Origin of the sequence: Marinilabilia rubra, from assembly GCF_003121985.1 — a bacterium.
In the GTDB taxonomy this organism is placed as follows: Bacteria; Bacteroidota; Bacteroidia; order Bacteroidales; family Marinilabiliaceae; genus Marinilabilia; species Marinilabilia rubra.
Genome location: NZ_QEWP01000001.1, coordinates 556,207 through 569,397 on the forward strand (window position 1 = coordinate 556,207; position 13,191 = coordinate 569,397).

9 protein-coding genes are annotated in these 13,191 nt (G+C 39.4%); 6 read left to right on the forward strand and 3 right to left on the reverse strand.

Annotated elements, in window-relative coordinates; all coding sequences use genetic code 11:
* Window position 1: 1 nt before the first annotated feature.
* Both DDZ16_RS02380 and DDZ16_RS02385 read left to right on the forward strand, forming a co-directional pair.
* Complete coding sequence (locus DDZ16_RS02380) at window positions 2-2,209, forward strand: tetratricopeptide repeat protein (RefSeq protein ID WP_109262803.1); 2,208 nt, start codon at window positions 2-4, stop codon at window positions 2,207-2,209.
* A gap of 6 nt (window positions 2,210-2,215) precedes the next feature.
* Window positions 2,216-2,608, forward strand: a complete 393-nt coding sequence (locus tag DDZ16_RS02385) for a DUF3859 domain-containing protein (RefSeq protein WP_109262804.1) — start codon at window positions 2,216-2,218, stop codon at window positions 2,606-2,608.
* 355 nt (window positions 2,609-2,963) lie between these two features.
* Here the strand turns inward: DDZ16_RS02385 and ychF are convergent, their stop codons facing one another.
* Window positions 2,964-4,064: a redox-regulated ATPase YchF gene (gene ychF / locus DDZ16_RS02390; RefSeq protein ID WP_109262805.1), complete on the reverse strand. Its 1,101-nt coding sequence runs from the start codon at window positions 4,062-4,064 to the stop codon at window positions 2,964-2,966.
* Between the two features lie 241 nt (window positions 4,065-4,305).
* Here ychF and DDZ16_RS02395 point away from each other — a divergent pair, with 241 nt between their 5' ends.
* The 3 genes from DDZ16_RS02395 to DDZ16_RS02405 all read left to right on the forward strand — a co-directional run bounded on the left by DDZ16_RS02395 (window position 4,306) and on the right by DDZ16_RS02405 (window position 5,964).
* Complete coding sequence (locus DDZ16_RS02395) at window positions 4,306-4,857, forward strand: RNA polymerase sigma factor (protein ID WP_109262806.1); 552 nt, start codon at window positions 4,306-4,308, stop codon at window positions 4,855-4,857.
* 124 nt (window positions 4,858-4,981) lie between these two features.
* Complete coding sequence (locus DDZ16_RS02400; RefSeq protein WP_109262807.1) at window positions 4,982-5,404, forward strand: hypothetical protein; 423 nt, start codon at window positions 4,982-4,984, stop codon at window positions 5,402-5,404.
* A 47-nt stretch (window positions 5,405-5,451) separates the two neighbouring features.
* Window positions 5,452-5,964, forward strand: a complete 513-nt coding sequence (locus tag DDZ16_RS02405; RefSeq protein ID WP_109262808.1) for a hypothetical protein — start codon at window positions 5,452-5,454, stop codon at window positions 5,962-5,964.
* On the opposite strand, the gene hutH is transcribed toward DDZ16_RS02405, so the two are convergent.
* Together hutH and DDZ16_RS02415 are read right to left on the reverse strand one after the other, a co-directional pair.
* Window positions 5,954-7,459, reverse strand: coding sequence for a histidine ammonia-lyase (gene hutH, locus DDZ16_RS02410; RefSeq protein WP_109262809.1), 1,506 nt, complete (start codon window positions 7,457-7,459; stop codon window positions 5,954-5,956). The genes DDZ16_RS02405 and hutH overlap by 11 nt on opposite strands.
* A gap of 940 nt (window positions 7,460-8,399) precedes the next feature.
* A complete protein-coding gene (locus DDZ16_RS02415; RefSeq protein WP_109262810.1) occupies window positions 8,400-9,440 on the reverse strand; it encodes a T9SS type A sorting domain-containing protein in 1,041 nt (346 codons plus the stop codon).
* Window positions 9,441-10,008: 568 nt separating this feature from the next.
* Here DDZ16_RS02415 and DDZ16_RS02420 point away from each other — a divergent pair.
* A complete protein-coding gene (locus tag DDZ16_RS02420) occupies window positions 10,009-13,137 on the forward strand; it encodes a glycoside hydrolase family 2 TIM barrel-domain containing protein (protein ID WP_109262811.1) in 3,129 nt (1,042 codons plus the stop codon).
* The last annotated feature ends 54 nt before the right edge of the window (window positions 13,138-13,191 follow it).

The following is a 13,191-nucleotide window of genomic DNA, read 5'->3' on the forward strand; positions in this document are numbered from 1 at the left end:
TATGAGTAATCCCGCACAAAAACTGCAGGAAAAGGTTTACAGGCTTTTGGCCGCCAAGCGTGTCAAGGAAGCTCTTGATGTCTTGTCCGAACTGGTTAAAGAGACTCACGACAGTGATTTGATCGACGGACTCTACAACATGGAAATGACCTACAAGAGCTTATTGCGATATACTGTTGAAGGTTTTGCCGATCCCGAAAGGCAGCAGGTCTATAACCACCTTTTGGTTGATGTTTACAAAACAGCTGATCGTATTGTCGATGAGCTGCGTCTCAGGAGCGGGCAGGGCTGGTTGTTTGATGCACGGCGGTATCTTAACAGCATGTCAGAGGATGAGAAAACCGGCCTTATGAGTACTTATCTTAAGGAAGCTGATCAGTATATGGTTTCCTATACGGTGGATCCTGACATTTCTCTGCCGTATGAACTTGAAAAGGCACAGGACCGTTTATTTGAAATGATTGCTTCTTTGCCTGAATTTCAAAAAGGCCGGGAGGAAGAAGTGAAAAAGGTTTTTGGGGGGGACGATTTCTTTTGGCCATGGCAAAGTGTTATGGTTAGCGGTCTTACCCTGAACCTGCTGACCTCTTTCAGAGAGGAGAATTTGCACCTGCTTTTCGACCTCTGCGAGCATTCCAACAGTCAGGTAAAACTCCGGGCTTTCACGGGGTTGATATTTGTGCTTTACAAGTATGACAATCGATTGTCGTTGTTTTCAGGCATCGGGGAGCGTATCTCCAAGCTAAATGATATTTTCTCACCATCAATGATTCAAACCATCCTTATTCAAATTATTCGTACCCGGGAAACCGAGAAACTTACGAAAAAAATGAACGAGGAGATATTGCCCGAGGTCGCACGTATGCAGCCTAATTTGCGTAAAAAACTGGATTTAGATAATCTCCTTGGGGATACTTTTTCCGAGGATAAAAATCCTGACTGGGAAGACATCTTTTCCGATTCACCTGATTTAATGAATAAGCTGGAAGAGCTTAGCCGCCTTCAGATGGAGGGAGCTGATCTTTTTATGTCCACTTTTGAAATGTTGAAGCATTTTCCTTTCTTCAATGATATACATCACTGGTTTTTGCCATTTTTCTATCCAAATCCCATTGTTAATGAGGCCTTGAAAAATGAGGAAGGACCTTTGAAAAGTGAGGACTTGCTCTCCTCAATGTCTGAGTCGGGAATACTGTGTAATTCCGATAAATACAGCTTGATTATGAGCATTCCTCAGATGCCGGGTATGCAAAAGGATATGATGGGGAAAATGTTTGGTGCTGAGCTGGAGGCTATGAAGGAAGTGCAAAAGAGTGATGAACTGGTAGAGCCCGGAAAGAAAGGCCACTACATTAGTAACCAGTATATCCAGGATTTGTACCGCTTTTTTAAAGTGCATCCTCAAAAAGAATCCTTCGATGATCCATTCGACTGGAACATTGATTTTAATAATAAATGGTTTCTTTCTTTGTTGGCTCCAGGAGATAATATTACCTTAAAGTTGGGAGAATACCTTTTTAATAAGAATTATTTTGAGGAGGCTGCCAAAATATACCAGCATGAAGCTGATAAGGATTTACCTGACAGACACGTCCTTCAGAAGCTGGCGTATTGCTATCAGCAACAAGACGATTACGAAACAGCACTCAATTATTATTTGCAGGCTGATCTATATGGAGATTCTCAGGTGTGGAACCTCAAAAAAATAGCCCTCTGTTATCGCTATTTGAAGAACCCGGAGAAAGCACTTGAGTATTACAAGCAGGCCGAACAGTTAAAGCCTGATGATTTGCATACCCAGGTGAGTATTGGGCACTGTTTGCTGGAGTTGAAACAGTTTGATGAAGCCTTAAAGTATTATTTTAAAGTGGAATATCTGGCCCCTGATAATCATAAGGTATGGCGACCTATTGCATGGTGCTCCTTTGTGGAAGGGAAATTTGATCAGGCGCTTAAATACGGGCAAAAGCCAATAGATGAAAATCCTTCGCATCACGATTTTATGAATATGGGCCATATTCTCTGGTGTATGGGTAACCGAAAAGAAGCGCTTGATTGGTACCTTAAATCGATTAAGCATGAGAAGTCTTCTTTAAAAGAGTTTATTTCAGCCTTTGTAGAGGATAAAGAGATTTTGTTGAAGCATGGCGTAGAGTCGTCCGATATTCCAATTATGCTTGATCAATTGCGTTACTATCTTGAAAATTGAACTTAAATGCCTAAAAGGAAACGACCCCAAGTAGAATTATACAGTTACGGAATATACAGTGCCTGGGATCGCACTTCAAAAGATTTGCCCAAACTGCAGGAAATAACAACCGAAATTCCTGTTACCCCTGAGGTTGAATTCGGATATGTTTTGAAAATCAAAGGGGGCAAAGGAGAAGTTCTGGATTTTGAAATAGTTCATCCTCCATTCCCCGATAGCAATGGTAATCCTGCTCCGCCTTTTACGGGGCAGGTTGTTATAAACTCTAACGACTGGGAATTCTTTCTTGGGGATACTGTATGGGAGCCATACGAAAATAAAGCCGGTGACTGGATATTGGTTACACGACTTCAGGGCAAAGAAGTTGCCCGCAAAACACTCAGGCTTTATTTAGCCTGAACATCACTAGGAAAAAGTGATGTTAAATAAAAACGCACCAAATAAAATCAGCACAATTACAATAGCTACTTCGATAATTGAGTAAATCAATATTTTCCTCTTTAGCTTCGCTATTGTATCATTCTCGCTCTCTCTCATCTTATTTTTTTTCAAGAAATTCATATCTACAAAGGAAAAATATTTTATAGAGATTTTGAATGCTTAAAACCAATGTTGTGAATTTTTAACATATTTTAATTCAGGGGGTAGCGTATTTGTGCTAGGGCGTTTGCCTGGTTTTTATAGTGTAATAACCCGGGAAAATGATCGAATAGTATTCGATGGTTTTGTGAAAATAGATTTAAAATTTTCGGATTTAGACATTAAATCTGAAGTGCATTACATCTCCATCCTGAACCTCGTACTCTTTTCCTTCAACATGAATTTTCCCTGCTTCTTTGCAGGCTTGTTCCGATCCCAGGTTTGTGAAATCATTGTATTTTATGACTTCAGCTCTAATGAACCCTTTCTCGAAATCGGTGTGGATAACACCAGCAGCCTGCGGTGCCAATGCCCCGGCAGGAAATGTCCAAGCTCGTACTTCTTTCTCACCTGCTGTGAAAAAGGTTTTTAGTTCCAAAAGTTCATAGGCCAAACGAATTAGTTTCGACACACCCGACTCTTTAAGTCCCAAATCTTCCAGAAACATTTGGCGCTCTTCAAAAGTTTCAAGTTCTGCTATCTCAGCTTCAGTTTGAGCTGCAATAACCAAAACCCGGGCATTTTCATTCTTTACCGCTTCTTTAACAGCGGCGACATGTTGATTGCCTGAGACTACAGCTGATTCGTCCACATTGCAAACATACATAATCGGCTTGTTGGTCAGTAGGTAAAGCTCTTTGGCTATTTGTTTCTCCTGGTCCGATAGTTCAACAACCCGGGCAGATTTGCCGCTCTCCAGGGCATCTTTGTATTTGAGCAAAACGTCCAATAATCTTTTTGCATCAGGATCTTTTGAGGTTTTGGCCATTTTTTCGGTTTTGGATATTCGGCTTTCGACGGTTTCAAGGTCTTTAAGCTGAAGCTCCATATCAATAACATCTTTGTCGCGAACGGGGTCAATGGTTCCATCGACATGGGTGACGTTTTCATCTTCAAAACAACGGAGTACATGAATGATGGCATCTGTCTCCCGGATGTTGGCCAGGAATTTATTGCCAAGGCCTTCACCTTTGCTGGCTCCTTTTACCAATCCGGCAATATCAACAATCTCTACCGTTGTAGGTACAACACGTTGCGGATTTACAAGTTTTTCCAATTGAACGAGTCTGTGATCGGGGACAGTGATGACCCCCACATTGGGTTCAATGGTACAAAAAGGGAAATTGGCCGATTGAGCCTTTGCATTCGACAAACAATTAAAAAGTGTTGATTTTCCCACATTTGGTAAACCGACTATGCCGCACTGTAAAGCCATTGTATTCCTGGTTTTTTAATGTTCTTCTAATATATAATTCCCGATTTAGTTGCTTTTTGCTTCCTCACTAATTTCTTTTAAGTGTTGCAGCCACAAACTAATTGCAATCAACTAAATCGTTGTCTCTAAAAATGAGTTTGCAAAGGTAGCTGAATTTTTTTGATTAAAAGAAGATGCTTTTACATTCTCTTGAGGTGTTTAATTCTTTGTATCTTCGACGGCAAATTAATTAATTAAAAACATGCAGCCTGACGATAAGGAGATATTGTACCTGGCGCAAAAAGCCAATAAAAAACAGGAAGCTTTTGCTTTGCTGGTTGCAAAGTATAAAGAGCGGCTTTATTGGCATATCCGAAAAATGATTATTGTTCATGAGGATGCGGATGATCTCCTGCAGAATACATTTATGAAAGCATGGGGACACATTGGTCATTTCCGGGGCGATGCTTCATTGTATACCTGGCTGTATCGTATTGCAACCAACGAAACCCTTAATTATATAAATAAAAAGAAAGAAGGACTGTTGCATGAAGATGCTGACATGGAAGTAATGCTTGGTAATAAGATTGAGACAGATCCGCTTTTTTCGGGTGATGAAATTCAAAAACGATTGCAGAAATGTTTGCTTGCTTTACCTGAAAAACAAAGAATGGTATTCAATATGAAGTATTTTGAGGATATGACCTATGAGGATATCTCCAATGTTCTGGGAACCTCCGTGGGTGCCCTAAAGGCTTCTTATCACCATGCAGTTAAGAAGATTGAAGCCTTTATTAAGAATGAAGTTTTTTAAATAATTCTAAAAGACTTTGCGTATTGCGGGGTTAAACCTTTTTGCCTGTAAATGTTCTAAATAAAGGTGAATGAAAAAAGCATCTGGAGCAGCGTTCTGCTTTATTTGTTAAAGATAATTGGAAATGAGAAAAGATTATTTTGGAAATAACGAGTTGCCTTTTGAAGTTCCTGAAAATTATTTTGTGGAATTTGAGGAGAAGTTGATGAGACGGGTTGCGCAGGAAGAGACTCATGATGATAGCGAGAATTCCATTGCTCCGATTATTTCCATTGTAAAACCATGGCTTGCAATGGCCGGAGGTTTTCTGTTAATCGCATTGGTTTATTACCAGGCTCCCCGCATCTTTTCGGATCAAATGGACGAGGTGAGCGAGGTTACTATATCCGGAGAGGATTTAATTAACTCTGTAGCCCTGATAGTGGATGAAAATGAAATCAATGAGTTGATTGTTAACGAAGATTCAGCTTATCACTTTGGCACCGACTCTTCATTGATTAAATCCATTACTGAGGAAGAACTTGCCGCCCTGACGTATTTTGATTGATCCGAAGTCTATTTTTTACGCAATTCTGGTTATTATCATATTTTGTTATGAACTACTCTGTTAGGAATATTGCTCTGTTGTTTCTGTTGGCCCTTCAGTCTATTTCTGTTTCATCAATTGCTCAGCACGACAAGAAGAAAGATCGTATTGAGTGCTTAAAGTCTCAGAAAGTTGCTTTTCTGACTGAGCGGGTAGGACTTTCTTCTAAGGAAGGGCAGAAGTTTTGGCCTGTTTACAATGAGTTCTCAGGTCGGATGGATAGTTTGTGGAGTATTAAAAAAGAGAATCTTGACGAGCTCTATGATTCAAAAAACAAAATGACGAATGCTCAAAAAGAGGCTGCTATTGATTTGCATATCGAATTAGAACTTAAGAAAGCAGAACTCGAAAAAAAATATCATCGTAAGTTTAAGAGTATCCTTAGTATTGATAAAGTCATTAAGCTTTACGGGGCAGAACATGAGTTTAAAAAGAAAATGCTCCATATGATTCGGGACGGGAAGCCATCCTCTTGCGGAGACTGTAATCAGCTTCCCGATGATGAATTGTCTAAAACCTGAATTCGGTTGTTGGCTGATTCTTTAAAAAGTCAACAGCTTTTTCGATTTCCATATACATAATTTTGTCTTCATGAACAAAAGGCACCTCTTTCCTGAATTCGTCCAGGAAAGACTCAAGAAACTTTGATGTTTTGGCCGGCTTTCTGAAGTCTAAAGCCTGAGCGGCATTAAAAAGCTCTATACCGAGTACTCTTTCAACATTTCTAACAATTTTAAGAGCTTTCGTGGCTGCATTCCCTCCCATACTTACATGATCTTCTTGTTCATTGGAGGAAGGAATGCTGTCGACCGAGGCCGGAGTAGCCATCTGCTTGTTCAGGCTCACTATTGATGCTGCCGCATATTGTGGTATCATAAATCCGGAATTGAGGCCGGGATTCGCCACCAGAAAAACCGGAAGCCCTCGTTCTCCTGATATTAACCGGTAAACTCTTCTTTCGGAAATGCTGGCCAGCTCAGTTATGGCAATGCCCATAAAATCCAATGCCATTGCTAAAGGTTCGCCATGAAAATTTCCACCCGAAAGGATGACTTCTTCATCCGCAAAAATAATGGGGTTATCTGTCACCGAATTGATCTCTGTTTTTACCACTTTTGCTACATAGTCGATGGCATCCTTTACAGCTCCGTGAACCTGCGGAATGCAACGGAAAGAATAAGGATCTTGTACTTCTTTATTGGGTTGCTTTATGAGCTCACTGTCTTTTAATAGTTCTCTGATGTGGCCGGCTGTTTCCACCTGGCCCGGATGAGGTCTTACGGCATGCAGGTGTTCCAGAAAAGGGTCAATTCTTCCGTTAAATGCATCAATGCTCAGTGCAGCAATGATATCAGCCTGCTTTACTACTTTGAAAGCCCTTAAAAGTGTGTAGACCGCATGTGCACTCATGAATTGTGTTCCATTCAGAAGCGCAAGTCCTTCTTTAGCTTCCAGTTTTATGGGTTCCCAGTTGTTTTGGCTGAGCATTTCCCCGGCTGTTATTTTTTGGTCGTTTAGCCAAACTTCTCCATGACCTAAAAGAGGCAAAAAGAGGTGGGCCAGGGGCGCCAGATCGCCGGAGGCGCCCAGTGAACCAAGTTCCAAAACCACAGGCACTATACCTTTGTTAAAGAAATCGATTAACCGCTCAACGGTTTTTAGTTGTACACCGGATTTACCCATACTAAGTGCATGGATTTTTAGCAGAAGCATTAATCGCACTACGTCGTGCGGAACTTCCGGGCCTGCACCACAGGCGTGACTTAAAAGCAGATTTTCCTGAAGCTTGTTGAGCTCGGTGCGGCTTACAGACCGGTTGTGAAGTGCCCCGAATCCTGTGTTTATTCCATAAACAGGGCCGTCTTCGGTTTCCAGCTTGTGGTCCAGCCAGTTTTTGCACTTAACAATGAGTTCTGTTGATGTATCTGACAGGGCTAGCTTTTGATTTTCTGTCAGAATGTGATTGATGGTCTCAAATGAAAGTGGGTCGGGAGAGATATAGTGGACTTTTTCCATGATACTTTCTTGGTTTATGGGTGTGATAAAATAAAAACTCAAACATCTTTTTTGTGAAGGATGTTATCATGGAAAGCGAATGTCTCCACCCTGAGAGACACTTAAGTTATCGCGGTTTTTGAGTTTTCGTCCCATAAAATCTAATTCGTTTTATGATTCCAAAATACAACGATTTTGTTGGGAGGCTAATGATTTTCGTCACAAAATGGATCAATGGTATTCGAAGAGAATTTATGAAAAGTTTTCCCTTCGAACTTGCTTCGTAGCTGCCTTTGAACAGAGTCGGGACAGCTTCACTATAAAGTCATATTAAAGTCGAATTAAATTCAATTATAATAGTATTTAATTAGGCTTTAATATGAGTTGAATACATCTTGATAACAACTTTCATGCGAAGTTGGTCCAGGGCTGTCTCGAAACTGGTGCGGAGTTGGTTTGGCCCTGGAATAATTAAGCTGGTATGTTAAATCGTGACATTGCTGCAAATCTAAGATTGGTGATAAAATTTAAAGATTTCTCCATTGATTACTGAATAAACTCCATCTTTCTTAAGGTTTCCCGACCTTTCTTCACCTTTTCTTCTGAAATCCTTTCCTTTTTCCATCTTTCCGCAACTTTACCACCATTTGGATCTTATTATTTGAGGAATATTTGTCTTTTGGGAGGTATAGATTCGGTAGTGAGAAGTGTTTTTTTGCAGTGGAACTGTTTTGAATACTTTTAAATCTTGAAATAGAAAGCTTGAAGAACGAGAATTTGTTTAAAAAAACCTTACATTTTGAGTTTCCAGCAGGTCTAATTGACTTATCAAAAATACTCCCCGAGAGAAGAATTCCTAATGTTTCATTTAGTGTTGTTATAAAAAACCTGACCTCAAAGTACATAACCTTTATGTCATGTGCTTTGAAGTCAGGTTTGAATAAAAAAATCAGGTAGTTTTTTATTTAATGACAATTTTCTGATTAGAAATTGTTTTACCTGTTTTATCAACACATTGAATAAGATAAATACCGCTCGGAACAGAGCTAATATCAATGGTAGTTTCTGGAGTTGAAATAACTTTTGTTCCTGACATATTAAAAATGTTGACTGTTTCTACATTTTCTGCTTGGACGTTAAGTTTCTCCTGTGCAGGATTTGGAAAAATTTCCACAGAATTTTCCATTGTTTTTTCTGCAATATCGGTAACAATTGGAGCTCCAAAATATAACTCCATTACCTCTGTGTCATTTAGAGTACGGTTAAAAACAGTCAAGTCATCAAAATAAGCACGGACACATTTACTGTTTCCACCTCCATCTACTCCCATGGAAATGTCTCCTGTTGCTGCATCAACTTCTGTTTTGGCCCCAATAAAGAATTTGAGATTTGTTAATGAATGCAAGGCTTCAGGGCTGGCAGCAGGGGTTTCACCTTGAAGAGCTCCGTCTATGTAGATTTTAGCTATCCCGTTATCGTAGGTGAATACAACATGATAATAGACATCTTTTTCAAGAATATTGTCAGCTGTTTCAAACCCCAAACCATTTAGAGTACCTGATGGTTTCTTCACCTGAAGTTTTGGAGAAACCCACCCGGGTTCAGTAACTTCTTCTCCGGTATCGGGATCTGTTACTGTGCGATTTTCGTCCCAACCAACAAAGTTTATAAATCCAAGCCACCATACACTTTGGCCTGTCCATTTGTAATTGGTTACGATGGAAAATGTGTTTTTGTTAAGAATGGTTTCATCCAGGCCAATGTATCCTTCATAGTCTGTCCAGAGAACTGTTTTGTTGTCATCAGCGACAACTTCATTGGGAGTTTGGGTATATGTGGCATCATTTTTTATTACCACATCACCTGTACCGTCTACATTATAAAAACCATCGATTTGAGGTATTTGACCATCTTCAAAGTCAACCATGAAGTCAGCAGTGTATTGCGCCATACTTAATAATGGTACCAGAGCAACGAATAAAGTTGTAAATAATTTTTTCATGATGTAAGTTTTTAGTTATACAATTAATTGTTTGATAGGATTCGTTAACAAAATTATAGATAGCATTGGAGCATGGTTATTAGTAATTATTCAATTAATATGACCTTTTTTTGTTTTTCATAGAAACGCCTCGAAAGAGAGAAAGGGGTACCTGAATATTCCTGGTGGATCATTGGTTTTTTGGACTCTAATATTTTTTGAGAACTTATATAACTAATTGGATAATTCTGCCACAAATTCTTTATGAAAGAATATGCGTTATGTGGTTTTTGTTGCTTATTATTAGGTGTTTGGTGTTTTTGTTGGTGGTTTTGGTCCCAATTGCTTCTATCGGTTTATGAATGATTAATTGCAAAAAATGAATAAAAAATTGCAACAAATACAGATAGGTTCATGTCTTTTTTTCTTCTGGAGTTTTTCTCATAATGAAAGCTTATTTTTTTAAATGTTATAAAAATTAAATCCTTCACTTTTGGAAAGGTGAAAATTAATTGAAGCTTTTTACCGCGGAAGTGTTTCGTGATGAATATAGAGGTAGATTTTTAAACTATAAATAAAAAACAATTATATGAAAATGAGGTTTTCAGTTTTATTGGTGTTTGCTTTTTTTGTGGCCAATGCAATTGGTCAGGATTGGCGGGATGTTTCTGTTTTAGACATTAATAAACAACCACCCCGGAGCGGAAATCTTCCCAGTTCATCTATAAGGGAGGCTCTTTCCGAAGATGGGACACCATTTTATAAATCTTTAAATGGGCAGTGGAAGTTTCAGTTTTCTGAAAATGTAAATGATCGCCCTCTTGATTTTTATAAGGAGAATTTTTCAGTAAATGACTGGGCTGAAATACAGGTGCCCGGAAATTGGGAGTTACAGGGATATGGAATACCGATGTATTTGAATCATCCCTTTGATTTCTCTCCAAATCAAAGACCTCAACCACCGGTTTTAGATTATATTCCTAAAACGGAGAATCCTGTTGGATCTTACAGAACCAGTTTTACCCTACCTGAAAATTGGGACGGGAGAGAAGTTTTTCTTCATTTTGGTGCCGTTAAATCGGCATTTTATTTATGGATTAACGGAGAAAAAGTTGGTTACAGCCAGGGTTCCAAGTTGCCGGCCGAATTTAGGATTACACCTTACTTAAAAGAGGGGGAAAATGTGCTGGCGGCTGAAGTTTATCGCTGGAGTGACGGATCATTCCTTGAATGTCAGGATTTTTGGAGGATTAGTGGCATTGAGAGAGACGTTTATCTTTATTCAACACCTGAGACAAGAATTAGGGATTTTAAAACCCTTACCAGTTTGGATGAGGAATACAATAATGGAATTCTGGATTTTTCAGCAGAGATTCTTTCTTATTCAAATAAGAAGGAGAAGGTTTCTTTGAGTTTGGCCATATATGACGATCAAGAGGTTATCTGGCAATTCAGTGAGGAGTTGAAATTGAATTCCGCAGAGGCTGTTGTAACAAGAAATGTGGAAGTTGAAGACATTAAACACTGGTCAGCAGAAACGCCATACCTATATGATTTTGTGGTAGAACTTAAAGATGCTGATGGCGACGTTTTAGAGGTTCAAAGCTCAAAACTGGGATTTCGGTCGGTTGAAATAAAAGACAAGCAACTTCTTGTAAATGGTAAGCCCATACTTATAAAAGGAGTGAACCGGCATGAACATGATCCCCGTACCGGTCACTACATTTCAAAAGATTTGATGGAAGAAGATATCCGTCTGATGAAATCTTTAAATATTAATACCGTTCGTACCAGCCACTACCCGCACGATCCTTACTGGTATAAGCTTTGCGATAAGTATGGCTTGTATGTGATAAACGAGGCCAATATCGAATCTCATGGGTTAGGGGCTGCATTGCAGGCGCCTTACAATTATCATATAGCAGATGACCCTGAATGGGCTGAAGCTCATTTGGAAAGAGTTCGGAGAATGTATTACCGGGATAAAAATCATCCTTCAATTATAATATGGAGCTCGGGAAATGAGCATGGAGATGGTTGTAACATCCGTGAAATATATAAATGGTTTAAGAGTCAGGATTCCAGACCTGTAATGATTGAACAGGCCGGTGAGAAAGCTCATACAGATATCTTTGGACCGATGTATGATACTCCGCGGGAGATGGAAAACTATGCTCTTCAGCCCCAGGCTTACCGTCCTCTTATTCAGTGTGAATATGCGCATGCCATGGGCAACAGCCTTGGTAATTTCAAAGATTACTGGGAACTCATTGAGAAATATGATATCCTTCAGGGAGGCGCTATATGGGACTGGGTTGACCAGGGAATGTATGATCAGTTAGATAATGGCATCGAATACTTTGCTTATGGTGGAGATTTTGGACAAGAGGATCAAAGGAATGATCATAACTTCTGTATTAATGGCATCATTTCTCCTGATCGTCAGTTGAACCCGCATTCCTATGAAGTCAAGAAGGTTTATCAGAATATTGCTGTACACCCGATAGATATACAGGCAGGTACTTTTGAGATTGAAAATAAATTTTTCTTTAAGAGCCTGGAGGGATATAACCTTGAGATTACTTTTCTGGAGAGTGGCAAGCCATTTAAAAGTCTTGTAATAGATGACTTATCGGCAAGCCCTCGTGAAAAGGAAGAAGTTAAGATTGATTACCCCCAATTTGATGAGTGTAAAGAGGTATTTGTCAATTTTAATTTTACACTGAAAGAAAAAAATGGTTTGCTTCCAAAAGGATTTAGTGCTGCAAAAGAGCAAATCCTGATTCAAAATGGAAACCCTGGCAAATTTGCTTCCCCAAAAAATGCAAAGAAGGTCAAAGTGAAAGAGGTTCAGAACGGATGGGATATCACAACCGATGATGTAAACCTGTTTTTTGATAAAGAAAAAGGTAATTTTCTGAATTTTGCTGTGGATGGAAAAGTGTTGATTAAATCCGGACCGGAGCCTGATTTCTGGCGAGTCCCTGTGGACAATGATTATGGTTATGGTATCAGAAAAGAGATGGGGGTTTGGGAACATGCTGCTGGCAATGCTCAGGTTAAGAGTGTGAAGCTTTTGAGAAAGAATACAAACATTGAAATCAACGTTGACAGAAGGTTGGATGATGTGGATGCATGGTTTCGTTCAAGCTATACCATTCAACCTGGTGGTGAAATAACGGTCGATCATCATCTGGATTGCGATCCAAACCGGAAATCGCCTGAAATTCCACGTGTAGGTAGTTTGTTAAGAATTCCTGAGGCAATGGAAGTATTTGAGTGGTATGGTCGCGGACCCCATGAGAACTATGTTGATAGGAAGGAGAGCGCATTGATTGGGATTTATGAGAAAAACGTTGAAGAGTTATTTTATCCTTACATACGGCCACAGGAAAACGGATATAGGACAGACGTAAGGTGGGTGAAAATAACTGATGGAAAAAACGGTTTGTATGTTTCTTCCAAAATTCCGTTTTCTTTTGGTGCCGAGAAGTTTGAAAAAGAGGATTATGGTTTCAATGAGGAAAAGCCCAATAAACGGCCACGAATGCATACCTATGATATGATTTCCAGAGATTATATTGTTTTGAATCTTGACTATGGACAAATGGGAGTTGGTGGAGATGACAGCTGGAGAAGAATGCCTCACCAGATATATAGGTTGCCAAGAAGAGAGTATAAATTTTCTTATACCATCACTCCGTTTTTAGTTGATTAGCCGGAATTTCTTTTTGCCAAAAGTTTATTCAATCTGTGTTATTCACGAATTTTC